This window comes from Mycolicibacterium fallax, assembly GCF_010726955.1.
Taxonomy (GTDB): Bacteria; Actinomycetota; Actinomycetes; order Mycobacteriales; family Mycobacteriaceae; genus Mycobacterium; species Mycobacterium fallax.
Genome location: NZ_AP022603.1, coordinates 1,806,950 through 1,833,269 on the forward strand (window position 1 = coordinate 1,806,950; position 26,320 = coordinate 1,833,269).

Genomic DNA, 26,320 nt, shown 5'->3' on the forward strand with positions numbered 1-26,320 from the left:
CGTCCAAGAGTGAGCGCTGGGCACAACCCTGGGCTTCGGCACACTCCGGGGCTGGGCACACCCCAGCGGCACCGGGCCCCGGCCCAGGTCAGTGCACCCGGACCTGGCCCTCCAGCGCCGGCACCGTGTCCGGCAGGTGGTAGGTCTGGATGCCGTTGCGGAACATCACCGCCTCGCGGGCGTGCTCGGGCAGGTGCTTGACCAGCCAGCGCGGGTCGTCAAACGTCCAGTGCGGGTAGTCGGAGGAGAACAGCAGCAGCTTCTCGCACTCCATCCACTCGAACGCCCGCATCAGCTCGGTCTTGTCCTCGGGATAGTCCAGCGGCTGGGTGGTGAACTTGATGTGCTCCTTGACGTATTCGCTGGGCTTGCGCTTGATGTCCATCCACGACTTGCGCGCCTCGTACAGCGCGTCCATCCGCCACATCAGCGGCAGGATCCAGGTGAAGGCGTGCTCGACGAACACGATCCGCAGGGTCGGGAACCGGTCGAAGACGCCGTCGAAGATCAGCGACATCACCTGGTTGGCGGCCAGCAGCGAGTAGCTGCACATGAAATCGTGGTTGTAGCTGGGGAACCCGACCGGCGGGATCGGCAGTTCCTCGTGGTGGCTGCGGGACAGGTGGCAGCTGACGACGATGTCGTGCTTGGTGGCGGCGGCCCAGACCGGGTCGTAGCACGGGTCGCCCCAGGACGGCCGGCGCTCGGCCTTGATCAGGATCTGGGCCATATACGGGTGCCCCGCCCACTTCTCGATCTCCGCGGCGGCCAGCTGCGGCGCCTCGATCGACACGCAGATCGATCCGCGCCAGCGCTCGTGCCAGTTGTTGTGCGAGTCCAGCCAGTGGTTGGCCTGCCAGCTGTTGAGTGCCTGGCTCATCGCGTGATCGGCCTCGGGCAGCCGGGCCGGATAGGCGCCCGGCTCCAGGATCGCAATGTCGGAGCCGGCCTCCATGATCAGCTGCTTGAACGCCAGATCCGGGTCGCTGCAGGCGAATTCCCCGTCGGCGGGAAAGGAGTCCACCCGCATGGCGTAGGAGTGCGCGTAGTCGGGCGCGTCGTAGTAGATCAGCTCCCCGTAGGGGTGACTGCCCCAGTACTTGCTGCGCCACGGCTCGGGCAGGTACTCCACCAGCTGGCCGCGCTTGGGCATCGGGTGTACGTCGGAGTCGACGCAGCGCACCGCGATGCGTTCGGCGGCGGGCTTGCGCTCGTTCGCGGTGGTCGTCATCGGGGCACCTCCGTGGTCCATGATGCCCGCCGGGCCGGGGCGCGCACCGTACTTCTCCAACCTAGCCCACCGCTGAGCGTCTGCACAGCACATGGTCAATATCAACTACTTGTCATTGCCCCTGGTGGGCGTTACCGTCAAACCGGACTCACGCCGCGCCCTCGGCGCCTGAGAAGGAGTTTGGATGCCCCGTTTCCCGAAGCCCGCCGAAGGCAGCTGGACCGAGCACTATCCGCAGCTCGGTACCGGCCCGGTCTCCTACGAGGACTCGATCAACCCCGACATCTACCAGCTGGAACGCGCGGCGATCTTCAAACGCGCCTGGCTCAACGTCGGCCGGGTCGAACTCCTGCCCCGCAAGGGCAGCTATTTCACCAAGGAGCTCAAGGCGGTCAACACCTCGATCATCGTGGTGCGCACCAAGACCGGCGAGGTCAAGGCCTTCCACAACATCTGCCGGCACCGCGGCAACAAGCTGGTGTGGAACGACATGCCCGCCGAGGAGACCAGCGGCGTCTGCCGTCAGTTCACCTGCAAGTACCACGCCTGGCGCTTCGACCTGGACGGCAACCTGACCTTCGTGCAGCAGGAGGGTGAGTTCTTCGACCTCGACAAGAGCAAATACGGCCTGGTGCCGGTGCACTGCGAGCTCTGGGAGGGGTTCATCTTCGTCAACTTCGCCGCCGAGCCCGAGCAGTCGCTGCGCGATTTCCTCGGCCCGATGATCACCAACCTTGAGGGCTACCCGTTCGACCGGCTGACCCAGCGGTTCACCTATCGCGCCGAGGTCAACGCCAACTGGAAGCTCTACATGGACGCGTTCCAGGAGTTCTACCACGCCCCGATATTGCACGCGAACCAGTCGCCGACGGCCTACTCCAAGGCCGCCGCCGAGGCCGGATTCGAGGCCCCGCACTACCGCATCGAGGGCCCGCACCGGCTGGTCAGCACCTCCGGGGTGCGGGTCTGGGAGATGTCGGCCGACATGCGCAAGCCGATCGAAGACATCTGCCGCAGCGGGCTGTTCGGCCCGTGGGAGGGCCCCGACCTCGGACCGATGCCCGACGGGCTGAACCCGGCCAACTGCGAGCCGTGGGGCCTGGATTCGTTCCAGCTGTTCCCGAACTTCGTCATCCTGTTCTGGGGTCAGGGCTGGTATCTGACCTACCACTACTGGCCGACGTCGCATCGGACCCACATCTTCGAATGCACGCTGTACTTTCCGCAGCCGCGCACCCCCCGCGAGCGCGTCGCCCAGGAGCTGGCCGCGCAGTCGTTCAAGGAATACGGCCTGCAGGACGCCAACACCCTGGAGGCCACCCAGTCCAGCCTGGAAACCCGGGTGGTCGGGGAGTTCCTGTACTGCGATCAGGAGGTCCTGCTGCGCCACCTGCACAACGAGACCGCCAACTGGATCGCCGACTACCAGCGCAAGACCGCGGGGGTGTGACCAGATGAGCGTGCTGCCAACCGAATTCGCCGACCTGGAGCCGTTCGCCGATTGGGTGCTGCCCAACGAGGAGCAGCGCTACGCCAAGCGGCTGGGGTCCACCATGACCGAGATGCAGGCGTTCTACGACGCCATCACCGCCCGCGCCGAGGAGGCCCTGTCCTACTGCGACAAGTTTCCGCTCGACGAGATGCCCGAGGACGTCGTCAACCTGATGCGGCTGCTGTATTCGATGATCACGGTGTCCTTCCCGGTGGAGTGCTGGAAACAGCCGCGGGTGCCCGATTCCGGTGCCACCAGCCTGGATTGCGTCTACGAGCCGATCCCGTGACCGAGCAGACCACGGTCCTGCGCGCGGCCCGCTGGGCCGACGTGGCCGCAGGCACCATCTGCGCGCCGGCGGTCGTCGTCGTCACCGGCACCCGGATCGCCGCCATCAATCCCGACGGGCCGCTGCCGGAGGGCGCCACCGTCATCGACCTCGGCGATGTCACGCTGCTGCCCGGGTTGATGGACATGGAGCTCAACCTGCTCATCGGCGGCCCGGGCAGCCCGCAGGGGCTGCCGACCCCGATGCACGGCGTGCAGGACGACCCGGTCTACCGCACCCTGCGCGCGACGGTGAACGCCCGCGCCACCCTGGAGGCCGGGTTCACCACCGTGCGCAACCTGGGCCTGATGGTCAAGACCGGCGGCTATCTGCTCGACGTCGCGTTGCAGCGGGCCATCGACCAGGGCTGGCATGTCGGCCCGCGGATCTACCCGGCCGGACACGCCGTCACCCCCTATGGCGGGCACCTGGATCCGACCGTGTTCCAGCGGCTGGCCCCGGGCATCATGCCGCTGTCGGTGGCCGAGGGCATCGCCAACGGGGTGCCCGACGTCACCGCCTGCGTGCGCTACCAGATCCGCCACGGCGCCAAGCTGATCAAGGTGTCGGCCTCCGGCGGGGTGATGTCGCACAGCACCGCCCCGGGCGCCCAGCAGTTCTCCGACGCCGAACTGGCCGCGATCGCCGACGAGGCCCATCGCGCCGGGGTCAAGGTCGCCGCCCACGCCGTCGGCGACACCGCGGTCCGGGCCTGCATCAGAGCCGGCATCGACTGCATCGAGCACGGCTTCCTGGCCACCGAGGACACCCTGGCGATGATGGTCGAGCACGGCACCTTCCTGGTCTCCACGACGTATCTGACCGACGCGATGGCCATCGACCGGATCGCCCCGGAGCTGCGCGCGAAGGCGCTCGAGGTGTTCCCGCGGGCAAAGGCCATGCTGCCCAAGGCCATTGAGATGGGCGTGCGGATCGCCTGCGGTACCGACGCGCCGGCCATCCCGCACGGGCAGAACGCCAAGGAGCTCGGCGCCCTGGTCGAACGCGGGATGACCCCGATGCAGGCGATCCGCGCGGCCACCGTGGTCGCCGCCGAACTCGTCGACGCCGCCGGTGAACTCGGGCAGCTGGGCACCGGATTCGCCGCCGACATCATCGCCGTGCCCGGCGATCCGTCCACCGACATCACCGTGACCCAGGACGTCCGGTTCGTGATGAAAGACGGCCAGGTCTACAAACGGCCCTGAGCCCGGCGATGCGCTAGTTTCAGTTCGGAATCGAGCCGGCAGGAGGGGACATGGAGCTCACCGACAACCTGCTGTGGCTGCTCAAGCAGGCGTTCCACTTCTCACTGACCACGGTGAACGAGGCGGTCAAACCGCACGGGGTGTCCACCGCGCACCTCGGGGTGCTGCGCCAGCTCACCCAGGAGCCGGGGCTGTCCGGCGCCGAGCTGGCCCGCCGGCTGCTGATCACCCCGCAGGGCGTGCAGCTGGCGCTCACCGGGCTGGAGCAGCGCGGCCTGGTGGAGCGCCGCCAGGATCCCGGGCACGGCCGGATTCTGCACGCCTACCTGACCGACGAGGGCCGCCGGGTGGCCGCGGCGGTGTTCACCGACGCGGTGGCCGCCCACCACCGGGTGTTCGGGGTGCTCTCGGCGGCCGAGCAGGAGCAGCTGCGCGACCTGCTGGGCCGGGTGATCGAGCAGGGCACCGGTCACGCGCTGCAGGAAGACCACATCTGAGGGGTGGGTGCGAATTCCGCTGATGGTGGCGTTCGAGGCGCTGTCGTTCGGGTGACCGCATTTCCCGATGTCAGCAGGCCCTTGCCCGCAATGACAAGTGCTTGATATCCTGCGCGAGATGACTCCCCCGACCGCCACCGCGAGCGGAACCACCACCACGGTGACCATCCGTCTGGACCGGCAGACCACCACCGTCGGCTACCGCGCCGGCAACACGCTGCTGCAGACCGCGCGACTGGCCGGACTGCACGCCCCGTCCTCGTGCGAGGTCGGCAACTGCGGCACCTGCATCGCCCAGCTCACCTGCGGCAGCGCCCGGATGCTCAACAACGAGGTGCTCGACGACGACGAGATCGCCGACGGCTGGGTGGTCACCTGTCAGGCCATCCCCACCAGCCCGACGGTGACGGTGCACTATGACTAGCCGGGTCGCCGTCGTCACCGGCGGAGCCTCCGGGATGGGCGAGGCGACCTGCCACGAACTGGGCCGCCGGGGCCACCGCGTCGCGGTGGCCGACATCAACGCCGAGGCCGCCGAGCGGGTCGCCGGGGCGTTGCGCGCCGACGGCGTCGAGGCCATCGCGATGCCCGTCGACGTCAGCGACCGCGCCGGCGTCGAGCAGGCGTTCACCCAGGTGCGCGAAAGATTGGGCCCGGTAGGCATTCTGGTCACCAGCGCCGGCCTGTTCGGCTACGCGTCCTTCGCCGACATCACCGTGGCGGACTGGCAACGCCTCGTCGAGGTCAACCTGACCGGCACCTTCCACTGCTGCCAGGTCGCGCTGCCGGACATGGTCGACGCGGGCTGGGGACGGATCGTGATGATCTCGTCGTCGAGCGCCCAGCGCGGCACCCCGTTCGCCGCGCACTACGCCGCCTCCAAGGGCGCACTGCTGACGCTGACAAAATCGCTGGCCCGGGAGTACGCCGCGGTCGGCATCACGGTGAACAACATTCCGCCGTCAGGCATCGAAACCCCGATGCAGCACGCCTCGCAGGCCGCCGGGTTCCTGCCGTCCGACGAACAGATCGCCAGCCACATCCCGGTCGGGCATCTGGGCAAACCAGACGACATCGCCGCCGCGGTCGGATTCCTGTGTTCGCCGGAGGCCGGCTTCATCACCGGGCAGACCCTCGGCGTCAACGGCGGCGCGGTGATGTGATGGCTACCGGGCCGAATTGGGTTCACTGACAGGGAGATTCAGATGGCAACGGACTGGCCGAAACCGGCCGAGGGGTCATGGACCGAGCACTACCCGGACCTGGGCACCGGCCCGATCTCGTTCCGGGACTCCACCTCCCCGGAGTTCTACGCCCTGGAGCGCGCGGCGATCTTCAAGCGCGCCTGGCTGAACCTGTGCCGGGTCGAGGAAATCGCCGACCCCGGTGACTTTCTGACCAAGCCCGTCGAGGCCGCCGACGCCACCGTGCTGCTGGTGCGCGGCGACGACGGCGTGCTGCGCGCGTTCCACAACGCCTGCCGTCACCACGGCAACCCGCTGGCGCACTCCGATCACCCGCGCGGACCCAGCGGCGAGATATCCGGCAACAACCCGGCATTCAGCTGCCGTCGCTGCGGCTGGGTCTACGCCCTGGACGGCCGGCTGGTGCACACCCCCGAACCCGGCGTCGAGGCCGCCGACTACGGACTGGTGCCGGTGCACTGCGATGTGTGGGCGGGGTTCGTGTTCGTCAACTTCGACGCCCGCCCGCGTCAGACCCTGCGCGAATTCCTCGGCCCGATGGTCACCGCACTGGAAGGCTACCCCTTCGACAGGCTGACCGAACGCTACGACTGGGTCGCGCACAACAACAGCAACTGGAAGATCTTCGCCGACGCGTTCCAGGAGTACTACCACGTCCCGGCGCTGCACTCCCAGCAGGTGCCGCCGGAGGTGCGGGTGCCCAACGCCGGATTCACCTGCGGGCATTTCCAGATCGACGGGCCGCACCGGCTGGTGTGTACCGCCGGCACCCGGCGCTGGCTGCTGCCGGATGCCTACATGTACCCGATCGAGCGCGCGACCCGCAGCGGCCTGGTCGGGCCCTGGCACACCCCCGATCTCGGCGGGCTGCCGATGGCCGGGCTCAATCCCGGCGGCATCGAGCCGTGGGGCATCAGCAACTTCCAGATCTTCCCCAACATCGAGATCCTGTTCTACGGCGGCTGGTATCTGCTGTACCGGTACTGGCCCACCTCGCACAACACCCACCGGTATGAGGCCCACACCTTCTTCCACCCGGCCCGCACGGTGCGCGAGCGGATCGAGCACGAGGTGGCCGCGGTGGTGCTCAAGGAGTTCGCCCTGCAGGACGCCGGGATGCTCGGCGGCACCCAGGCCGCCCTGGAGTATGACGTCGTCGAGGAGTTCCCGCTCAACGACCAGGAGATCCTGGTGCGTCACCTGCACAAGGCCACCGGCGACTGGGTGCGGGCCTATCAGGACGAACGCGGGGTGGCCTGATGAGCACCCGGCTGCCCAGCGCGTTCGCCGAACTGGAACCGTTCGCCGAAACCTGGTGTCTGGAAACCGAAACCGAGCGGTGGAATCAGCGGCTGGCCTCCACCATGCCGGTGCTGCACGAGTTCTACGACGCCTTCTTCCCGCGACTGGAAGAAGCGATCGAGTACTGCGACAAGTACCCGCTCGAGGAGTTGCCCGAGGACGCGACCAACCTGCTGCGGATGATCTATTCGCTGATCATGGTGGCGATGGCGGTGGAGGTCATGCACCAGCCCGCCCCGGTCGACGCCGCCGACGCGGTGATGATCCGCACCGGCGAACCCCGGCCCTGACCGACCTGCCCTGCCCCGGAAGGAAACCCGCGTGAGCGTGCTGACCATCAACAAACTGACCGATTCGGTCGGCGCCGAGGTCGACGGCGTCGACGCCGACCGACTGGCCTGCGACGAGCAACTCGGCGCGGCGATCCTCGATGCCCTGGAAGACAACGGGGTGCTGGTATTTCGCGGTCTGAATCTCGACCCGCAGGCGCAGGTGGAGTTCTGCGCGCGCCTCGGCGCGGTGGACCGGTCCTCCGACGGCCATCACCCGGTGTCGGGCATCTATCCGATCACCCTGGACAAGGCCAAGAACGCCTCCGCCGACTATCTGCGGGCCACCTTTGACTGGCATATCGACGGCTGCACTCCACTGCACGACGAATGCCCACAGAAGGCCACCGTGCTCTCCGCGGTCCAGGTCGCCGCCCGCGGCGGGGAGACCGAGTTCGCCAATTCCTATGCCGCCTATGACAATCTGACCGGCGAACAGCAGCGGCACTACGGCACGCTGCGGGTGGTGCATTCGCTGGAGGCCTCCCAGCGCCGGGTCTGGCCGGACCCACCGGCGGAGATGCTGGCCCGCTGGCGGTCCCGGCCCACCCACGAGCACCCGCTGGTCTGGACGCACCGCAGTGGCCGTAAGTCCCTGGTGCTGGGCGCCTCCGCCGACCACGTCGTCGGGATGGATCTTCAGCGGGGCCGGGCGCTGCTGGAGGAGTTGCTCGCGCACGCCACCGCGCCCGCGCGGGTGTACAGCCACCGCTGGGTGGTGGGCGACACCGTCATCTGGGACAACCAGGGCGTGCTGCACCGGGCCGCGCCATATGAGCCGGACTCCCCGCGGGAGATGCTGCGCACCACGGTGCTTGGCGACGAGCCGATCCAATAGCTACGTCCCGGGCCCGCCCCGGATGATGAACCCGGCCGGGTCGTCGACCCGGTCGATGTTGGCGACCAGGTCCTCGGCGGTCAGCCCGGGCACGTCGATGCCCGGGGTGACCCCGAAGAACACCCGGGAGACCTTGGTGCCGCCGACCCGGTAGATGTGCGCGGTGCGGTCGCAGTCCTGATGCGCCAGGTACACCACCACCGGCGTAACCTGTTCGGGCGCCGCCTCTTTGACCAGCTCGGCCATGGTGTTTTCGGTCATCCGGGTCTTCGCGATCGGCGACAGCGCGTTGACCAGAATGTTGTTGCGCTGGCCCTCGATGGCGAGCACGTTCATCAGCCCGACCAGGCCGGTCTTGGCCGCCCCGTAGTTGGCCTGGCCGAAGGTGCCGAACAGCCCGGACCCCGAGGTGGTCATCACGATCCGGCCGTAGTTCTGTTCGCGCATGTGCGGCCAGGCCGCCATGCAGGTGTGGAACGCGCCGCGCAGGTGCACGTCGATCACCGGGTCGACCTGCTCGGGCGTCATGTTCTTGAACGCGGCGTCGCGCAGGATGCCGGCGTTGTTGACCAGGATGTCGATCCGGCCGAAGTTGTCCACGGCGGTCTCGATGATGCCCCGGCCGCCCTCGACGGTGGCCACCGAATCGGTGTTGGCGACCGCCGAACCGCCGGCCGCGGTGATCTCGTCGACGACGGCCTGTGCGGCCGAGGCGGATTCGGCGCTGCCGTCGACGGCCGCACCCACGTCGTTGACGACGACGTGCGCGCCGCGGCGGGCCAGTTCCAGGGCGTGGCAGCGGCCCAGCCCCCCGCCGGCTCCGGTGACGACGGCGACGCGGCCATTGAAGGTCAGGGTCATGCGGTGTGTTCCTCTCGGATCGGGGCCGGGGTCAGCGGGGCGTCGCCACGGCAATGGATTTCGCGTCCACATAGGCATCCAGGCCCTCGCGGCCGAGTTCGCGGCCGTAGCCGCTGCATTTGACGCCGCCGAACGGGGCGAACGGGTCCATGGTGTAGCCCTGGTTGACGCCGAAGGTACCGGTGCGCACCCCGGCGGCCAGCGCCAGGCCCCGGTCGATGTCCTCGGTCCACACCGATCCGGCCAGCCCGTAGGGCGAATCATTGGCGATGCCAAGGGCTTCGGTCTCGTCACGGTATTCGATGACGGTGAGCACCGGGCCGAAGACCTCCTCCCGTGCGATGGTCATCGCGTTGTCGGCGCCGGCGAACAGAGTGGGACGCACGTACCAGCCGCGGTCGATCCCATCGGGCAACTCCGCGCCGCCCACCACCAGCCGGGCGCCCTGTTCGACGCCGGCGTTGATGTAGCCGCGCACCCGGTCTTGCTGACGGCGTGAGATCAGCGGTCCGATCTGAGTTTTCGAGTCGGCCGGGTCTCCGACCCGCAGTCCGGCCAGCTCGGCGGCCAGCGCGTCCACGTACTCGCCGGCACGCCCGGCCGGAACCAGGATGCGCGACAACGCATTACACACCTGGCCGCTGTTGGCCAGACTGGCCACCCGCACCCCGGTCGCGACGGTCGCCGGGTCGGCGTCGTCCAACACGATGGCGGCGGACTTACCGCCGAGCTCCAGGCTGACCTTGGTGAGGTTGGCCGCACAGGCCGCCGCCACCGCCCGGCCGGCCGCCGTCGACCCGGTGAAGGACACCTTGTCCACGCCCGGGTGACCGACCAGCTGCGCGCCCACCTCGGCGCCGCCGGGCAGCACCTGCACCACCCCCGGCGGCAGATCGAGCTCGTCGAGCATCTCCGCCAGCAGCAGCGCGTCCAGCGGGGATTCCGGGGCCGGCTTGAGGATGACGGTGCAGCCGGTGAGCAGCGCCGGGATCAGCTTGGTGACGATGAGCAGCTGCGGCATGTTCCACGGGATGATCGCGGCGACCACACCGACCGGCTCGCGGCGGATCCGCACGGTGCCGCCGAAGAAGCCGGCCCGCTCCTCCTGCCACGGGTAGTCCGCGGCCAGGGTGGCCAGCGCACCCATCATCGCGGTCGGCAGGCCGACCTGGGCGCGTCGGGAGAACGTGCTCGGCGCGCCGATCTCGGCGGTGATCAGCTCGGCCATCTCGGCTCCGCGCGCGGCGTAGATCTCGGTGAGCCGGCCGACCACGGCGATGCGCTGGGCCGGGTCCAGCCGGGGCCAGGGTCCGTGATCGAAGGCGTGCCGGGCCGCGGCGACCGCGGCGTCGACGTCGGCGCCACTGGCCGCGTCGATGGTGGCGATCGGCTGCTCGGTGTGCGGGGAGACAACCGTGATGCGTTCCGTGCTGCCCTGCGTCATGGCGATCACCCTTCCGAGCTGATATCAACTGCTTGTCAATATAGGGCCCGGGAGTGTGCGGGGGCGCCACAAGGGGGGCGGGACGGCCGTACGGGATCGGGTTACGGTAAGTATCTCGGTATGGATTTGTCCCCGGACGCCGCGGTGGCCGAGCCCGCCCTGACGCCGTTCTTCCACCGCGACGGCGACTCCTACGTCCCCAACCCGATCGCCCAGGGCGGCTGGGGACCCACCCTCGGCGGCCAGGTGATCGGCGGGATGCTGGCCCGCGCCGTCGAGCAGCAGATCGAGGACCCCGAGCTGATCCCGGTGCGGTTGACCGTCGACATCCTGCGCCGCGTCGCCACCGAACCGGTGCAGGTCAGCGCCGAGGTGCTGCGCGCAGGCAAGCGGATGCGGGCGCTGACGGCCACCATGACCCAGCGCGGCGAGGTCGTCGCCCGGGCCTCCACCCTGCACCTGCGCCCGTCGGTGCAACCGCCCGATGCCGCGTGGACCACCCCGGTGTCGATGCCGCCGCTGCCCACCGAGCCGGAGCGGTTCAATCCGGCGGTGCCGATGTTCATCACCGCCTACGGCAAGGACGACGGCGACGGTTTCGCCTGGCAGCACGACGGGCCGCGGCACGCCTGGCTGCGCGAGGTCCGCGAGTTGGTGGCCGGTGAGCCGATGTCGCCGTTCGTCCGGGCCGCGTTGGCCGTCGACGTGACCGCGTCGATGACCAACTTCACCCCGTCCGGACTGGGTTTCATCAACGCCGACTACACCCTGACGCTGTGCCGGCTGCCCGAGGGCCCGTACATCGGGCTGGCGGCGCTGACGCACTACAGCGCCGACGGCATCGCGGTCGGGTCGGCCACCCTGTTCGACACCCGCGGCCCGATCGGCACCGGGCTGACCACCTCGGCCGCCAACCCGAACTTCGCCGGGGTCCCCGGGGAGCGCCCCTAGGGTGCTGTCGCGTCGCTGGCCGGGTCGATGAGGATCTTCGCGTGGCCCTCCGGGTCGGCCAGGGCCGCAAACGCCGCGGCGACGCCGTCGAGCCCGACCTGCCCGGTGATCAGCGGGGCGACGTCGAGCTTGCCGTCGGCCAGCAGGTGCAGGGTGTCGCGGAACTCCAGCGGGGTGTAGCCGAAGCTGAACCGCAGGTCGATCTCCTTGCCGATGGCCAGCGCCGGCTGGAAGCGATCGGCCTCCATGCACACCCCGGCCACGACCACCCGGGTGTTCAGCGGCGCGGCCGCGACGATGCTCTCGATCATCCCGGGCACCCCGACGCACTCGAAGATGATCGGCCGCTTGGGATCGGCCGCGCCGAACTTGTCGCCCACCCGGTACAGGTGCTCCCAGGCCGGGACCCGGCGCAGCTTGTCCAGGGTGTCGATGCCGAAGTCCCACAGCTGCTGCGGTGAGGTGACGAAGCCGGCGCCGAGGTGGTTGTACACCGAATCTTCCGACGGGTCGACCACGACGTGCGCGCCGAGGCGCGCGGCCAGCCCACGACGGGTCGGAGAGAAGTCGGCGGCGACGATCTTCTTGACGCCCTTGGTCTTGAGCTGGCAGATGATGCCCAGGCCCACCGGCCCGCAGCCAATGACCACCGCGGTGTCACCGCGGCCGATGTCGCTGCGGTGCACCGCGTGCAGCGCGACCGCCATCGGCTCGGTCATCGCGGCGGTGTCCAGGTCCAGCCCGTTGGGCACCGCAAAGCTGAACGCGGTCTCGGCCACCGTCTGCTCGGCCATTCCGCCCGGCGCGTGCGGCGAGAACCCGACCATCTGGCCCTCGCCGCCGACCCGGCGGATCGGCATGGCCGCCACCAGCGTGCCCGGGCGGAAGCCGCGGACGCCGGCACCGGTTTCGAGCACCTCGCCGATGAACTCGTGGCCGAGCACCGTCGCGGTGTCCGCGCTCATCGCGCCGTCGTACCCGCCCAGCCTGAGGGTCTCGTGCAGCTCGTCGGCGTGGACGCGGGCGTGCAGGTCCGACCCGCAGATGCCGCAGCGCCGCACCGCCAGCAGCAACTGGCCGTATTCGGGACGGGGATTGGGCAGATCGACGACGGACAGTTCGCCCTGCAGGCAGCTGACGGCTCTCATCGCGCCATTATCGCCCGAGGGCAAGGACCACCTGCCGGAGTTGCTGTGCTGCGGCGGCCGCGCCCACCCCCAGCGCCGCGCCCTTGTGCCCGCCCGCCCGCGCGCAGCGCCCGCTTGGCCCGCGCCCAGCGCCCGCTTCCCCCCGCGCCCAGCGCTCACCCTGGTACGCGCCACGCCGAGCGCGGTGTACGCAGCTGAGCGCTGGCGCCACCCCGTCGCTGCCAGCGCTCAACCAGGTACACGACGCGCCGAGGAAAGGTGTACACAGCTGAGCGCTGGCGAGAAAAAGGGGTGCGGGCCAAGAAAAAGGAGTGCGCGCCGGCGAGAAGGGCTGCCGGCGCAAGGCAAAAGGGGCGTGTCTACTTCTGCACGCCGTGCACGACGATCGCGGCGGTCTGATCGACCCAGTCGTCCCCCAGCGGCTGCTGCGGTTGCATCAGCAGGCGCATCAGGGTGCCGCCGCCGATCAACTCGACCAGCCGATCCGGGTCGACGGCGGGGTTGACCTCGCCGGAGCGGACCGCCTCCACGATGCGCTGCCGCACCACGGAGAACACCTGGGTGAACCGGCCCATCACCCGGTCATTGAGCTCGGTGTCGGCGGCCATGTCAGCGATCAGCCCGGGCAGCGCGGCCCGCACCACCGGGCTGGTGAAGATGTCGCGGGCCGCGGCGATCATGGCGTGAATGTCGGCGGCAATGTCGCCCGACCGCTCGTCGAGCGCGGTCGGCGCGGCGGGAAAGGCGGCCTCGTGCACGAGTTCGGCCTTGCCGGGCCAGCGTCGGTACAGCGCGGTCTTGGTGGTGCCGGCCCGCTCGGCGATCGCGGCCATCGTGACGTTCGGGTAGCCGATCTCCACCAGCAACTCGGCGGTGGCGGCGAGAATGGCCGCATCGATGCGGGGGTCGCGGGGCCGACCCGCCCCCGGACCCTTGTCAACCGTATCGTCGTCTGCTTTCATATCGCTACCTACCGTATCGTAATTAGGCGCGAAGGGAATACCCGTGGCCAATCATTCCGCGGCGGACAGACCCGTCGAGAACATCGAGCACCTGCAGCGTTCCAGCCGCGACGTCTCGACGGTCCCGGCCGCCATCTCCGATTGGCTTTCCACCGTAATGCCCGACGGCATCCGCCCGGAGATCACCGTGGAAAGCGGCATCGACTCCAACGGCATGAGCTCGGAGACCCTGATCCTGACCGGCCGCTGGACCGACGGCGGCGTGGCGACCGAGCAGAAATGGGTGGCCCGGGTCGCCCCCACCGAAAGCGACGTGCCGGTGTTCGCCTCCTACCGGCTCGATCACCAATTCGAGGTGATGCGGCTGGCCGGCGAGCTGACTGACGTGCCGGTCCCCCGGGTCCGCTGGCTGGAGAACACCGGCGAGGTGCTCGGCGCGCCGTTTTTCCTGATGGACCACGTCGACGGCCAGGTGCCCCCGGACGTGATGCCCTACACCTTCGGCAACAACTGGTTCTTCGACGCCACGCCCGAGCAGCAGCGACTGCTGCAGGACAGCTCGATCGAGGTGATCGCCAAGCTGCACTCGATCCCCGACGCAGCCGGCACCTTTGATTTCATCGCCGACGCCGACCCGCCCGGGGACACCCCGCTGCGCCGGCACTTCGGCTGGCTGCAGAACTGGCACGAGTTCGCCGCCGCGGACCTCGGCCGCTCGGCACTGGTCGATCGGGCGCTGGCCTGGCTGGAGGAGAACTTCCCCGACGACGTGGCCGCCGGAGACCCGGTGCTGGTGTGGGGCGATTCCCGGATCGGCAACGTGCTCTACCGGGACTTCCGCCCGGCGGCGGTGCTGGACTGGGAGATGGCCACCGTCGGCCCCCGCGAGTTCGATGTGTCGTGGATCATCTTTGCGCACTTGGTTTTTCAGGAACTGTGCGCGATGGCCAACCTGCCCGGGATGCCCGACGTGCTGCGCGAGGAGGACGTTCGCGCGACGTACCGGCGGCTGACCGGCGTCGAGATCGGCGACCTGCGCTGGTTCCACGTCTACGCCGCGGTGGTGTGGTGCTGCGTGTTCATGCGCACCGGCGCCCGCCGGGTGCACTTCGGCGAGATGGAACAGCCCGAGGACATCGATTCGCTCTTCTACCACAAGCCACTACTGGAAAAACTGCTGGAAGGTGACGCCTGATGCTCGGACCGATGGACGAATTCCCAATACACCAGGTCCCCCAGCCGATCGCCTGGCCGGGCTACAGCGACCGAAACTTCTACGACCGGTCCTACTTCAACGCGCACGACCGCAGCGGCGACATCTTCGTCATCTCCGGGATCGGCTACTACCCGAATCTCGGGGTCAAGGACGCGTTCCTGCTGGTCCGCCGCGGTGACACCCAGACCGCGGTGCACCTGTCCGACGCCATCGACGGCAACCGGCTCGACCAGCACGTCGGCAACTACCGGGTCGAGGTGTCCGAGCCACTGCAGCGACTGCGGATCCACCTGGACAACACCGAGGGCATCGCCGCGGACCTGACCTGGAACGGGCTGTTTCCCGTCGTGCAGGAGCAGCGTCATGTGCTGCGGGCCGGCACCCGGGTCACCCTGGACGCCCAGCGGTTCGCCCAACTCGGTTCCTGGAGTGGGCATCTGGAGATCGACGGCGAGATGATCACCGTCGACCCCGCGGTGTGGATCGGCAGCCGGGACCGGTCCTGGGGAATCCGCCCGGTCGGCGAGGCCGAGCCCGCCGGCCGCCCGGCCGACCCACCGTTCGAGGGGATGTGGTGGCTGTACGTGCCGGTCGCCTTCGAGAACTTCTCGATCGTGCTGATCATCCAGGAGGAGCCCAACGGGTTCCGCTCGCTCAATGACTGCACCCGCATCTACGCCGACGGTCGCATCGAGCAACTCGGCTGGCCGCGGGTCAAGATCCACTACACCTCCGGCACCCGGATCCCGACCGGCGCCACCATCGAGGCCACCGACGGAAACGGTGCGCCGGTGCGGTTGGACGTCGAGTCCAAGCTGCCGTGCCCGATCCACGTCGGCGGCGGCTACGGCGGCGACTCCGACTGGATCCACGGCACCTGGAAGGGCGAGAACTTCACCGAGCGGCTCAGCTACGACATGACCGACCCGGGCATCGTCGCGCGCTCGGGCTTCGGGGTGATCGACCACGTCGGCCGCGCGGTCTGCCACGACGCCGACGGCGAGCACGAGGGCTGGGGCCTGTTCGAGCACGGCGCCCTGGGCCGCCACGATCCGTCCGGGTTCGCCGACTGGCTGACCGTCGCGCCGTAGCCGGACCACCGTTCACCGCGCCGGTGACTTCGCTAAGGTGCGTTATGCGCGCCATCCAGATCACCCGACTCGACGGGCCCGAGGCCGTGGAGCTCAACGAGGTCCCCGAACCGGTGGCCGGCCCGGATTCGGTGATCATCGACGTGCACGCGGCCGGCGTCGCCTACCCGGATGCACTGCTCACCCGGGGCCGCTACCAGTACACCCCGACGCTGCCGTTCACTCCCGGCGGTGAGGTCGCCGGGGTGGTGCGCAGCGCCCCGGACGGCACCGGCCTGACGGCCGGGGACCGGGTGCTGGGGCTCAGCATGATCGTCGACGGGATGGCCGAAACCATCGCGCTGCCGCCCGAGCGGGTCTTCGCACTGCCCGACAACATCTCCTTCGAGGCCGGCGCCGGGACGTTGTTCAACGACCTGACCGTGCTTTTCGCGCTGCGCACCCGGGGCAGGCTGATGCCCGAGGAAACCGTGCTGGTGCACGGGGCCGCCGGCGGCATCGGCACCTCGGCACTGCGGTTGGCCCGCGCCCTGGGCGCCGGGCGGACCATCGCGGTGGTCTCGGGCGCCGACAAGATCGACGCGGCGACGGCGGCCGGGGCCGACGAGGTGGTGCTGGCCGACGGATTCCGCGCCGCGGTGACCGAACTGACCGGCGGGCGCGGGGTGGACATCGTCGTCGACCCGGTCGGCGGCGACCGCTTCACCGACTCGCTGCGCAGCCTGGCCCCGGCCGGGCGCCTGCTGGTGATCGGGTTCACCGGCGGGGAGATCCCGACGGTGCGGGTGAACCGCTTGCTGCTCAACAACATTGACGTCGTCGGTGTCGGCTGGGGCGCCTGGGCGCTGAGCCACCCGGGCTATCTGGCCGAGGCCTGGGACCAGCTCAGCGCACTGCTGACCTCCGGCGCGGTGACCGCGCCCGACCCGCAGGTGTTCGAGCTGGCCCGCGCCGGGGAGGCGATCGCCGCGCTGGAGAACCGCGCCGCCCGGGGCAAGATCGTGCTGAAGGTGCGGTGACCCGATGGCCGAAGAAGTGGATGTCGTCATCATCGGCGCCGGCTTCGCCGGGCTGGCCGCCGCCCGCCAGCTGGCACGCACCGGCCTCGACGTGCTGGTGCTGGAGGGCCGCGACCGCGTCGGCGGACGATCCTGGACCCAGGCGACCGCCGGTATCCCGCTCGACCTCGGCGCGACCTTCGTCGGTCCCGGCCAGGACGCGGTGCTGGAGTTGGCCCGGGAACTCGGCGTCGCGACGACCCCGACGTACTGCGCGGGCAACAACGTCATCCACTGGCGCGGCAAGCTGCGCAGCTACCGCGGCACCGTTCCGAAGCTGTCGCCGGCGACGCTGGCCAACCTCGGCTGGGTGCGCTGGCAGCTGGCCCGGCTGACCCGCGACGTCCCGATCGACGCGCCGTGGAAGGCGCCGGAGGCCCGCCGGCTGGACGCCATGTCGCTGCGGCAGTGGCTGGTATCGGTCCGCGCCGCCCCGGCCACCCACGACCTGATGGCGATCGCCGCGCGGGTGACCTGGGGCGCCGAGCCCGACGACGTGTCGATGCTGCATGTACTGCGCTACGTCAAGGCCGCCGGCGGGCTGGATCGGATGCTGGATGTGACCGGCGGCGCCCAACAGGACCGCTTCCCCGGCGGCACCCAGGAGATCGCCGAGAAGATGGCCGCCGAACTCGGTGACCGGGTGCGGCTGTCGACGTTGGTCGACCGGATCATCCGGGACGAACGCGGCGTGCGGGTCCGCTGCGGGCAACCCGAAAAACCCGCCGGCGACGACGAGAACTGCGAGGTGAACGCCCGCACCGCGATCATCGCGATCCCGCCGCAGCACCGCGCCGCGATCGAGTTCTCCCCCGCGCTGCCCGCGGAATACCAGCGGCTGATGCGCTGCTGGCCGCAGGGCCGGCTGTCGAAGGCCTACGCCGTCTACGAGTACCCGTTCTGGCGGATCGACGGCCGCTCCGGGGAGGGCCTGTCCGACACCGGCCCGGTGTTCATCACCTTCGATGTGAGCCCGAGCCCGGCCGGGCCGGGTGTGCTGCTTGGCTTCGTCGACCCGCGCAATTTCGACGAGCTGGAACCCGGTCAACGCCGCGAGGCCGCCCTGGCCGGGTTCGCGAACCTGTTCGGCGAGCGGGCCCGGCACCCGGTCGCCTACGTCGACCACAGTTGGGGCGGTGAGGAATTCGCTCCCGGCGGGCCGACGGCCGCGGTGCCGACCGGGTCCTGGACCGGGGTCGGGCCATGGCTGCGCAAGCCGCTGGGGCCGATCTTCTGGGCCGGCACCGAGACCGCCGACGAGTGGACCGGTTTCCTCGACGGCGCGGTTCGCTCGGGCTATCGGGCCGCCGATGAGGCGGCGTCCTGGTTGGCCCGGCCGGACTGAGCTACCCGGCGGCCGCGGCGATCAGCGCGCGCAGGTGCCCGTTGACGGCTGCCGGGTGCTCCAGGATGGTGGAATGCCCGCCGGGCAGTTCGACGACGCCGAACACGTTCGGCGCGGACTGGGCGATCCGGTGGGTGGCGCCGATCGGCAGCAGCCGGTCGGCCTGACCGCCGATGACCAGCGTCGGCACCACCAGAGCGTCGAGCCGAATGTGCTTGCGGTCCATCGTTTCCAGCAGCATCCGGCCGTATTCGGCCCGGCCGCGCCGCGACGTCGAGGTGGCCAGGTGGTGCATGACGGCATGCACGTCGGGGTGCGCGTCATCGCCGACGGCCAGTCGGGACACCAGCAGGTTGGTCGGCTTGTGCACCGCGCGGGGGGCCGGCACCGCGCCGAGGTGGCGCACCACCCGCCGGCCGATGGCCGCGCGTCCGCCGGCCAGTCGCTCCGGGGCCGAGAGCAGCTTGATCTGCCGGAGCACGTCGCCGGTGGAACTGTTGATCAGCGCCACCCCGTCGGCCCGGTCGGGCACCCGGTGCGGGTAGCGCTCCGACCACGCGCCGATGGCCATGCCGCCCATCGAGTGACCGGCGATGACCGCCCGCTGACCCGGCGCCAGGGTTGCCTCAAGTACCGCATCGAGGTCGGCCGCCAGATGGTTGAGGCTGTAGTGGCCACGGCCGGGCACCCCGCTGCGGCCGTGCCCGCGGTGGTCGAAGGCGATCACCTTGTGGTCGCGGGACAGGTCGATGATCTGCTCGCGCCAGATGCCCATCGCGCAGACGAACCCGTGGGTGAGCACGATCGGATAGCCGTCCTCGGGCCCGAAGACCCGGGTGTGCAGGTGAGTGCCGTCGGCCGCGCGGACATCGACGTCCCGGCTGGCCGGCAGCAGCAGGTGTGCAGCCATCGGGGCAGCCTAGCCAATACCGGTACCGGCAGTCACGCACAGTCGACGCGTCGGCCGGCCGCCGCACCGGGCGCGGGCCGGGCGGCTACCGGTAAATCAGCCGGTCACCAGAGCACGGCCACCGCGGCCGCGGCGAGGGTGGCCAGGCCGGCGGTCCAGAACAGCGCCGGCGGTGCCGGTTCGCCGTTGCGCTTCTGCCGCGCGCTGCCGATGCCGAGCACCGCGCCGATGACCAGCAGCAGCGCCAGCTTCACGGTGATCTTCGGGTAGTTCAGTACCGCTCCGCCCCAGGGCGCGGCCAGCGCGAAGCCGGTGACGAAGGACAGTGCCAGGCCGTAGTTCATCACCGAGGTGATGCGGAACCGGCGCGCGGCCGCCTCGGCGACCCAGGCGCCGAAGATGATCGCGAAACCGACGACGTGCAGCAGCACAACTACATTCCGTAGTACTTCCATGGCTCGTAGGGTACCCGGGTTCGGATATCCCGGCACCGTGCGGCGCGGTGTGCTGGGATGACGGCATGGTGGACCCTGCCCCCACAGATACCGGCCGTGCCCCGGCCGACGAGCCGGCCGCGCGCCCGGCCGTGCGGATCGCCGTCGCCCAGCGGGTCCCGCCCCGATACGGCGACCCGCCGGCGCTGCGCCGGCTGGCCACCGCGGCCACCGACGCCAACGGCGCGGACCTGCTGCTGGTGCCCGAGCTGTACCCGGCGGGCTTTCGCCTGGACACCGACGAGCTCGCCGAACTGGCCGAGTCGCGGGAGAGCTTCGCAGCGCACCTCGGTGCGGTGGCCCGCACCCACCGGATAGCGATCGTCGCGGGTTATCCGGAACGCGGCCCCGACGACACGGTGTACTCCTCGGCGATTTTCGTCGACGCCGACGGCACCGAGCTGGCCCACTACCGCAAGCTGCACCTGTTCGGCGACGAGACCGCCGCCTTCGGCCGCGGCCACCAGGTGCCGCCGGTGTGCCGCTGGCGCGGCTGGGGCGTCGGTCTGGCGCTCTGCTACGACATCGAGTTCCCCGAGCTGGCGCGGCTGCTGGCCGACCGCGGGGCCGACCTGATCTGCGTGCCGGCCGGGAACATGGTCGGCTACAGCGAGGTCCCCGAGGTGCTGGTCCCGGCCCGCGCCTGCGAGAACCAGGTGTTCGTGGCGTACGCCAACTACTGCAACTCGGACGACGAGTTCGACTACGACGGGCACAGCGTCGTCGCCTCCCCGTACGGGTCGCTGTTGGCCGAGGCCGGCCAGGACGAGCCGCAGGTGCTGATGGTCGACCTGGACCCGGGCCTGCAGGCCGCGGCCCGGGCACACAACACCCATCGCAACGACCGGCGCCACGACGTGTATCGGGGACCGGACCCGACCATCGGGTGACGGCAGCGCCGAAATCTTCGCGCCGACCGGTTCCGCCGGCCGCCCGCGCGGATTACTGTCGAAAACATGGGTAAGGCAACGGTGGCGCGCAGGGCGGGCGCCGCGGCGGTGGCCGTGGCGATGATCGGTGCGGGAGCGGCCTGCAGTTCGGGCACCTCCGGCGGACCGGAACCGAGTACCTCGGCGAGCACCTCGCAGACCGCGCCGGCCGAGCCGTTCACCGGGTTCATCGAACCCGTCACCGGCACCGCGGGCACCGTCAGCTACACCGCGGAACTGCCGCAGTTGCGCGGCGGCGACGCCGCGGTCCGGGACCGGTTCAACGCCGCCATGCGCGCGGCGCTGGACGGCTATCTCACGCCCACCGAGGACAACACGCCGATGACGGTGGCGCCCGGCATCCTCGACGAGGACGACCGCAGCGAGGTCGCCCACATCGGCACCGGCGCGGTGGCCGGGGTGCTGCTGCTCAACATCTTCGTCGACCACGCCGCGCACCCGTTCAACACGGTGGCCACCGCGGTGATCGACGCGCGCACCGCCGAGCCGATCATGATCCGCGACCTGTTCACCGACGAGGCTGCCGGACTGGCCAAGCTGGTCGAGGGGATCACCGCCGACATCGCCGACGAGGACAAGCTGGTCGGCCAGAGCGCCCCCGAACCGGTCGCCGAGCAACTCGCCAATTGGCTGCCCGACGATGACGGCCTGGTCGTCTACATTCCGGTTGCGCACGTGCTCGGCGACTACTACCCGGCGACGGTGGACTGGAACAGCCTGGCCGACGTTCTGGTGCCCGGGATGCGGGAGAAGCTGACGAGGTAGCGGCCCGGCACAACCCCGCGCCGTGGCACCATCCACGGTCTACGCCGGCACGATTTCTGCCAGACTGGCCCCATGGATTCCACCGCCGGGCGGCTCGGCGAACCCAACCTCACCCTGAGCTCGCTGGGCGCGGCGAGCACGGTGACCGGCTCCAAGCATCTGCTGGAGGCCGACGGCAAGCGGATCCTGGTGGACTGCGGCCTGTTCCAGGGCCTGAAGAACCTGCGCGAACTGAACTGGAAACGGCTGCCGATCGACGCCGAGAGCATCGCCGCCGTGATCCTCACCCACGCCCATCTCGACCACACCGGCTACCTGCCGCGATTGGTGCGCGACGGGTTCCGCGGGCCGATCTTCGCCACCGCGGCGACCGGCGCGGTGGCCGAGATCATCCTGCGGGACAGCGCCTACCTGCAGGAACGCGAGGCCGACTTCCTCAACCGGCACCATGTCACCAAGCACTCCCCCGCCCAGCCGCTCTATGACGGCCAGGACGCCGAGCGCACCCTGGAGCTGTTTGCCACCCGGGAGTTCGGCCGGGAGTTCACCGTGCCCGACGGCGGGCCGACGGTGCGGTTCCGTCGCGCCGGCCACATCCTCGGTGCCGCCACCGTCGAGCTGTGCTGGCACGGCCGGCGGATCGTGTTCACCGGGGACCTCGGCCGCTACGACGATCCGCTGATGCTCGACCCCGAGCCGGTACCGGCCGCGGACTACCTGGTGATGGAATCCACCTACGGCGACCGGGTGCACGAGCGCAGCGACCCGGCCGACACCCTGGCCGGCATCGTCGATGAGACGGTCGCCCGCGGCGGCACCATCGTGGTCCCGGCGTTCGCGGTCGGCCGCGCCCAGACGTTGCTCTACTACCTGTGGCAGCTGCGGCGCGCCGGGCGGCTGCCGAGCGTCCCGATCTACCTGGACAGTCCGATGGCGATCAACGCCTCCGACCTGCTGGGCCGATACCGCGACGATCACCGGCTCACCCCGGACGTCTACCAGGACATGTGCGCGATCGCCACCTACACCCGCGACGTCGAGGAGTCCAAGCTGCTCTCGGCCGACCGCGCTCCCAAGATCATCATCTCGGCCAGCGGAATGGCCACCGGCGGCCGGATTCTGCACCACCTCAAGGCCTTTGCCTCCGACCGCCGCAACACCATCATGCTGACCGGCTACCAGTCGCCGGGCACCCGCGGTCGCGCCATCGCCGACGGCACGCCGCAGGTGAAGATCTTCGGCGACTGGGTGCCGATCCGGGCGCAGGTGGCCAACCTGCGGATGCTCTCGGCCCACGCCGACGCCGACGAACTGATCCGGTGGGCCGGCGGCTTCGACACCGCCCCGCAGCGGGTGTTCGTCGTGCACGGCGAACCGCAGGCCGCGGACGCGCTGCGGTCCCGACTGGATCGGGAATTCGGTTGGTCGGCAACGGTTCCCCGACAGAATCAGGTGTTCAACCTGTAGCCGCGGGCAACCGGTTCGCGGCGTTCATCGGCGCGCCCGCACCCCGGACGCAGGATCCGGTGTGCCCTCGGTCACAATTGTCCGCATGTCCGTTCCACGTCGCGTGCGCGAAGAACAAGAACTCAAGCCCTTCCAGGCGGAGTTGCTCAAACTCCAGCGGCACCTGGAGGACGAAAACCGCCGGATGGTCGTGCTGTTCGAGGGCCGTGACGCCGCGGGCAAGGGCGGCACCATCCGGCGCGTCACCCGCTACATGAACGAGAAGCACTACCGGGTGGTGGCGCTCGGCAAGCCCACCGAGGAACAGCGCAGCCAGTGGTACTTCCAGCGCTACGTGGCGCAGTTCCCCACCGGCGGTGAGATGGTCCTGTTCGACCGGTCCTGGTACAACCGGGCGATGGTCGAGCCGGTGTTCGGCTTCTGCACCGACGAGGAGTACCGCAACTTCCTCAAGGGCGTGGTGGGCTTCGAGAAGGACCTGGTCCGCCAGGGCACCATCCTGGTGAAGCTGTACTTCAGCGTCACCAAGGACGAGCAGGCCCGCCGGTTCGAGCGGCGGCGCGACGATCCGCTGCGGCAGTGGAAGCTCTCGGAGATCGACGTGCAGGCCCAGGAGCACTGGGACGACTTCACCGACGCGAAGTACCAGATGCTGCGGCGCACCAGCACCAACGATGCCCCGTGGACCATCATCCGTTCGGAGAACAAGCACGACGCCCGGCTCAACGCGATCCGCGTCATCCTCAACGCCGTGCACTACCCGGGGCGCTCCGAAGATGTGGACTTCGTCCCCGATCCGGCGATCGTCGTCCCGGCCGCGCAGGAGCTCGCGCTGATGGAGGCCGACCGCATCCGCAGCGGCAAGTTCACCGGCTGACCGCGCGGGCCGGCCCGCGCGGCCGGCCCGCGCCGGCGGCCCGCGCCGGCGGTTGCAGCTCGGCGCGTCAGCCGGCGTTGGCCAGGGTCCGCACCGACTTGGCCGACCCGCCCGCGGCGTGCCAGGCCGCCAGCGCCTCGACCGGGCCGTCGGCCGCGGCGGGGACCGCCGCCTGGTGCCCGGCGGCGTAGACGATCGACAGCGGGTGCGGTTCGACGCTGGCCCGGGCGACCGCCGCGGCGAACTCCGGGACCGCCGGGTCGTGCTGCGGGAAGAGGTTGACCACCTGGGCGCAATCGGTGCCGTCGTCGGCCAGGGTGTCGACGAAGTCGCCGGACACCACGGTGCAGTGGATGCCGCGGCGGCCGAACTCCGCGCGCATCGCGTACAGGGTGGTCTCGTCGGCGCGCTTGCTCGCCGCGATCGGCTCGTAGCCCTTCAGCACGCCCTTGTCGGGGTAGAAGTGCGCCTGGTTGCTGGTGATGAACACGATCCGGGCGCCGGGGGCCATCAGCGGCAGCGCGGCCTCGACCAGGCGGCGCTGCGCGTCACGCTTGGCCGGCTTGGCATCGGTGCTGGTGACGGCGTTGAGCACCAGGGTGTCGAGGTGGCCGAAGCGGTGCGCCACGTCGTCGATCATGGCGGTGACGGCGTCGTCGTCGACGATGTCGGCGGACACCGCCGAGGCGTGTCCGCCGGATCGGCGGATGGCGCCCACCACGGTGTCGGCCTCCCCCCGGCGATTGCGGTGGTTGACGATGACGTGGGCGCCGGTGCGCGCGAGGTGTCGGGCGACCTCGGCTCCCAGTCCGCAGGACGCGCCCGTGACCAGTGCGATTGGTGATTGAGCAGGCATATCGGGACCTTTCGCTGTGGTTTGCGCCCGGGGCGGTTGCCTTCGGGGCGCGTAGCCGAGACAGCTTCGGCGGTTATGCATGCCCACCCTACACCTAAATTAAGAATCCTAAGAAGGAGTTTAAGGTAACGGTGAGGTCAGGGTTTAGCGGTCAATCCCGTCACGCGCAGACGTCCGGGGCGTCGATGCGGGCCGGTGCGCCGGCCGGCAGCGTGTAGGTCACCACCACCGTCGCGGTATCCGGCCCGGCATTGGTCACCCGGTGCACGACGCCGGCGGGAATGAACACCGCCGCGCCCTGCCCGTGCTCGGCCCCGGCGCAGCCACCGGCCGTCTGCACTGCGACGGTGCCCGCGGTGATCGCCGAATACTCCGGACCGGGGTGGGAGTGCCACCCGCTGCCGCCCCCGGGACGCAGCGCCAGGCTCTGCACGGTCAGCGTCGTCGGGGCACCGTCGGTGACGATGTGGATCGGCGTCGTCGCGGTGCCCTCGGCCAGGTCGGTGCGCTCCACCTCCCCTTCCGGCGGTGTCGCCGCCGCGGGTGCCGCAGCACCCCACAGCAGCAGACCGGCAGCGGCACTGGCAACGACGAGCGGGACACCGCGGCGATGCATCATGGCCTCATTGTGCGCACCATCGGTGCCGCGCGGGCGACGATCGCCGCGGCCGCAGCCACCGGCGCCCGCCATTCCCGACAATTTCCCGGGGGGCCCGGGCTAGGGTTGCCGAGCATCTGAAAGCTGTTTCACATCGGGGGATTCCATCATGATTCGTGCGTTGTTGGCTGCTGTCGCCATCTCGGCTGTCGGGGTGAACATCGCGCCCGTCGCCGTCGCCGCGCCGTACAAGAACTGCACCGAGGCCCGCAAGAACGGCGACACCAACATCCCCTCGAGCAGCGACAAGTACGGCGAACACCTGGACCGCGACGGCGACGGCTTCGGCTGCGAGTCGTGATGCTGCGGGGCGGCGCGCTCGCCGCGCTCGCGGTGATCCTGCTGGCCGGGCTGCTCGGTGCGCCGGTGGCCGCGGCCGAATCGGTGCCGACCACCGCGACCGTGCTCAAGGTGGTCGACGGCGACACCATCGATGTGCGCGATGACAACCGGGGCCGGCTGCGGATCCGGGTCCTGGGCATCGACACCCCGGAGACCAAGAGGCCCGGCTACACCGTCGGCTGCGGCGGCCCGGAGGCCACCGCGTTCGCCCGGGAGAACCTGCTGAACCAGCGGGTCGCGATCATCTACGACCCCGGCCAGGAACTCCACGACCGTTGGGGCCGCACGCTGGCCTACCTGGTCAAGGGCGACGGCTGGGACTACTCGGTGGAGGCCGCCCGCGCCGGGATGGCGCACGCCTACGTCTTCGGCGGAAAACCCGTGGCACGCTACCCGCAGATCGCCGCCGCCGAGTCCGAGGCCCGCGCCGCCGGCCGCGGTCTCTGGGGCCCGCCGTGCCGAGGCAACACCGAGTCGACCAAGCGCTGACGCCCG

At 70.1% G+C, this 26,320-nt stretch carries 28 protein-coding genes and 1 pseudogene; 20 read left to right on the top strand and 9 right to left on the bottom strand.

Annotation, left to right across the window (positions count from 1 at the left end; all coding sequences use genetic code 11):
* Positions 1 to 88: 88 nt before the first annotated feature.
* Positions 89 to 1,231 carry an amidohydrolase family protein gene (locus G6N10_RS08550; RefSeq protein ID WP_085097887.1) on the bottom strand — a complete coding sequence of 381 codons (1,143 nt, stop codon included), beginning with the start codon at positions 1,229 to 1,231 and terminating at the stop codon, positions 89 to 91.
* 184 nt (positions 1,232 to 1,415) lie between these two features.
* Here G6N10_RS08550 and G6N10_RS08555 point away from each other — a divergent pair, with 184 nt between their 5' ends.
* The 9 genes and pseudogenes from G6N10_RS08555 to G6N10_RS08595 all read left to right on the top strand — a co-directional run bounded on the left by G6N10_RS08555 (position 1,416) and on the right by G6N10_RS08595 (position 8,430).
* Positions 1,416 to 2,681 (top strand): aromatic ring-hydroxylating oxygenase subunit alpha, encoded by a 1,266-nt coding sequence (locus tag G6N10_RS08555; RefSeq protein ID WP_085097758.1) that lies wholly within the window; start codon positions 1,416 to 1,418, stop codon positions 2,679 to 2,681.
* 4 nt (positions 2,682 to 2,685) lie between these two features.
* Positions 2,686 to 3,012 carry a hypothetical protein gene (locus tag G6N10_RS08560; RefSeq protein WP_085097756.1) on the top strand — a complete coding sequence of 109 codons (327 nt, stop codon included), beginning with the start codon at positions 2,686 to 2,688 and terminating at the stop codon, positions 3,010 to 3,012.
* Positions 3,009 to 4,259, top strand: a complete 1,251-nt coding sequence (locus tag G6N10_RS08565; RefSeq protein WP_085097753.1) for a metal-dependent hydrolase family protein — start codon at positions 3,009 to 3,011, stop codon at positions 4,257 to 4,259. Before G6N10_RS08560 ends, G6N10_RS08565 begins: the two co-directional genes overlap by 4 nt.
* A 50-nt stretch (positions 4,260 to 4,309) precedes the next feature.
* A complete protein-coding gene (locus G6N10_RS08570; protein ID WP_085097750.1) occupies positions 4,310 to 4,756 on the top strand; it encodes a MarR family winged helix-turn-helix transcriptional regulator in 447 nt (148 codons plus the stop codon).
* 151 nt (positions 4,757 to 4,907) lie between these two features.
* Positions 4,908 to 5,180, top strand: a pseudogene (locus G6N10_RS08575) (2Fe-2S iron-sulfur cluster-binding protein); the annotation flags it as partial.
* Complete coding sequence (locus G6N10_RS08580) at positions 5,173 to 5,919, top strand: SDR family NAD(P)-dependent oxidoreductase (RefSeq protein WP_085097743.1); 747 nt, start codon at positions 5,173 to 5,175, stop codon at positions 5,917 to 5,919. The pseudogene G6N10_RS08575 and the gene G6N10_RS08580, both read left to right, overlap by 8 nt.
* A 42-nt stretch (positions 5,920 to 5,961) precedes the next feature.
* Positions 5,962 to 7,221, top strand: a complete 1,260-nt coding sequence (locus G6N10_RS08585; RefSeq protein ID WP_085097740.1) for an aromatic ring-hydroxylating oxygenase subunit alpha — start codon at positions 5,962 to 5,964, stop codon at positions 7,219 to 7,221.
* Positions 7,221 to 7,553 (top strand): hypothetical protein, encoded by a 333-nt coding sequence (locus G6N10_RS08590; protein WP_085097737.1) that lies wholly within the window; start codon positions 7,221 to 7,223, stop codon positions 7,551 to 7,553. Before G6N10_RS08585 ends, G6N10_RS08590 begins: the two co-directional genes overlap by 1 nt.
* Before the next feature lie 31 nt (positions 7,554 to 7,584).
* The gene (locus tag G6N10_RS08595; protein ID WP_085097735.1) at positions 7,585 to 8,430 is read left to right on the top strand and encodes a TauD/TfdA dioxygenase family protein; all 846 of its coding nucleotides are present in this window, start codon (positions 7,585 to 7,587) and stop codon (positions 8,428 to 8,430) included.
* On the opposite strand, the gene G6N10_RS08600 is transcribed toward G6N10_RS08595, so the two are convergent.
* Entirely contained in the window at positions 8,431 to 9,291 is an 861-nt protein-coding gene (locus tag G6N10_RS08600; RefSeq protein ID WP_085097732.1) for an SDR family NAD(P)-dependent oxidoreductase, read from the bottom strand.
* 31 nt (positions 9,292 to 9,322) lie between these two features.
* Positions 9,323 to 10,735 carry an aldehyde dehydrogenase gene (locus G6N10_RS08605; RefSeq protein WP_085097884.1) on the bottom strand — a complete coding sequence of 471 codons (1,413 nt, stop codon included), beginning with the start codon at positions 10,733 to 10,735 and terminating at the stop codon, positions 9,323 to 9,325.
* A gap of 120 nt (positions 10,736 to 10,855) precedes the next feature.
* On the opposite strand from G6N10_RS08605, the gene G6N10_RS08610 reads away from it, so the two are divergent.
* Complete coding sequence (locus tag G6N10_RS08610) at positions 10,856 to 11,686, top strand: thioesterase family protein (protein WP_085097729.1); 831 nt, start codon at positions 10,856 to 10,858, stop codon at positions 11,684 to 11,686.
* On the opposite strand, the gene G6N10_RS08615 is transcribed toward G6N10_RS08610, so the two are convergent.
* A complete protein-coding gene (locus G6N10_RS08615; protein WP_085097726.1) occupies positions 11,683 to 12,834 on the bottom strand; it encodes a zinc-binding dehydrogenase in 1,152 nt (383 codons plus the stop codon). The genes G6N10_RS08610 and G6N10_RS08615 overlap by 4 nt on opposite strands.
* Before the next feature lie 359 nt (positions 12,835 to 13,193).
* On the bottom strand, positions 13,194 to 13,796 hold the full coding sequence (locus G6N10_RS08620; protein ID WP_085097723.1) for a TetR/AcrR family transcriptional regulator: 603 nt from the start codon (positions 13,794 to 13,796) through the stop codon (positions 13,194 to 13,196).
* A 43-nt stretch (positions 13,797 to 13,839) separates the two neighbouring features.
* On the opposite strand from G6N10_RS08620, the gene G6N10_RS08625 reads away from it, so the two are divergent.
* The 4 genes from G6N10_RS08625 to G6N10_RS08640 are packed head-to-tail and all read left to right on the top strand — an operon-like array spanning position 13,840 to position 18,506.
* Complete coding sequence (locus G6N10_RS08625; protein WP_085097720.1) at positions 13,840 to 14,991, top strand: phosphotransferase family protein; 1,152 nt, start codon at positions 13,840 to 13,842, stop codon at positions 14,989 to 14,991.
* Positions 14,991 to 16,103: an Rv3169 family protein gene (locus tag G6N10_RS08630; protein WP_085097717.1), complete on the top strand. Its 1,113-nt coding sequence runs from the start codon at positions 14,991 to 14,993 to the stop codon at positions 16,101 to 16,103. Before G6N10_RS08625 ends, G6N10_RS08630 begins: the two co-directional genes overlap by 1 nt.
* 44 nt (positions 16,104 to 16,147) lie before the next feature.
* Positions 16,148 to 17,122: an NADPH:quinone oxidoreductase family protein gene (locus G6N10_RS08635; RefSeq protein WP_085097714.1), complete on the top strand. Its 975-nt coding sequence runs from the start codon at positions 16,148 to 16,150 to the stop codon at positions 17,120 to 17,122.
* A gap of 4 nt (positions 17,123 to 17,126) precedes the next feature.
* Positions 17,127 to 18,506, top strand: coding sequence for a flavin monoamine oxidase family protein (locus G6N10_RS08640; RefSeq protein ID WP_085097711.1), 1,380 nt, complete (start codon positions 17,127 to 17,129; stop codon positions 18,504 to 18,506).
* 1 nt (position 18,507) lies between these two features.
* On the opposite strand, the gene G6N10_RS08645 is transcribed toward G6N10_RS08640, so the two are convergent.
* Together G6N10_RS08645 and G6N10_RS08650 are read right to left on the bottom strand one after the other, a co-directional pair.
* A complete protein-coding gene (locus tag G6N10_RS08645; protein ID WP_085097708.1) occupies positions 18,508 to 19,416 on the bottom strand; it encodes an alpha/beta fold hydrolase in 909 nt (302 codons plus the stop codon).
* A 104-nt stretch (positions 19,417 to 19,520) separates the two neighbouring features.
* A complete protein-coding gene (locus G6N10_RS08650; protein WP_085097705.1) occupies positions 19,521 to 19,871 on the bottom strand; it encodes a Fe-S protein in 351 nt (116 codons plus the stop codon).
* 65 nt (positions 19,872 to 19,936) lie between these two features.
* Here G6N10_RS08650 and G6N10_RS08655 point away from each other — a divergent pair, with 65 nt between their 5' ends.
* From G6N10_RS08655 to ppk2, 4 genes are all read left to right on the top strand, one after another.
* Positions 19,937 to 20,800 (top strand): carbon-nitrogen hydrolase family protein, encoded by an 864-nt coding sequence (locus G6N10_RS08655; protein WP_133055160.1) that lies wholly within the window; start codon positions 19,937 to 19,939, stop codon positions 20,798 to 20,800.
* 66 nt (positions 20,801 to 20,866) lie between these two features.
* On the top strand, positions 20,867 to 21,625 hold the full coding sequence (locus G6N10_RS08660) for a hypothetical protein (protein ID WP_133055159.1): 759 nt from the start codon (positions 20,867 to 20,869) through the stop codon (positions 21,623 to 21,625).
* Positions 21,626 to 21,697: 72 nt separating this feature from the next.
* The gene (locus G6N10_RS08665; protein WP_085097696.1) at positions 21,698 to 23,092 is read left to right on the top strand and encodes an MBL fold metallo-hydrolase RNA specificity domain-containing protein; all 1,395 of its coding nucleotides are present in this window, start codon (positions 21,698 to 21,700) and stop codon (positions 23,090 to 23,092) included.
* 85 nt (positions 23,093 to 23,177) lie between these two features.
* Positions 23,178 to 23,969 (top strand): polyphosphate kinase 2, encoded by a 792-nt coding sequence (ppk2, locus tag G6N10_RS08670; RefSeq protein WP_085097693.1) that lies wholly within the window; start codon positions 23,178 to 23,180, stop codon positions 23,967 to 23,969.
* Between the two features lie 67 nt (positions 23,970 to 24,036).
* Here the strand turns inward: ppk2 and G6N10_RS08675 are convergent, their stop codons facing one another.
* A complete protein-coding gene (locus G6N10_RS08675; RefSeq protein ID WP_085097690.1) occupies positions 24,037 to 24,825 on the bottom strand; it encodes an SDR family oxidoreductase in 789 nt (262 codons plus the stop codon).
* Between the two features lie 160 nt (positions 24,826 to 24,985).
* Entirely contained in the window at positions 24,986 to 25,444 is a 459-nt protein-coding gene (locus G6N10_RS08680; protein WP_085097881.1) for a cupin domain-containing protein, read from the bottom strand.
* A 148-nt stretch (positions 25,445 to 25,592) separates the two neighbouring features.
* Between G6N10_RS08680 and G6N10_RS08685 the strand changes: the two genes are divergently transcribed.
* The gene (locus G6N10_RS08685) at positions 25,593 to 25,784 is read left to right on the top strand and encodes an excalibur calcium-binding domain-containing protein (RefSeq protein ID WP_085097687.1); all 192 of its coding nucleotides are present in this window, start codon (positions 25,593 to 25,595) and stop codon (positions 25,782 to 25,784) included.
* Complete coding sequence (locus G6N10_RS08690; protein ID WP_085097684.1) at positions 25,784 to 26,314, top strand: thermonuclease family protein; 531 nt, start codon at positions 25,784 to 25,786, stop codon at positions 26,312 to 26,314. The genes G6N10_RS08685 and G6N10_RS08690 overlap by 1 nt, the downstream gene beginning before the upstream one ends.
* Positions 26,315 to 26,320 lie beyond the last annotated feature (6 nt).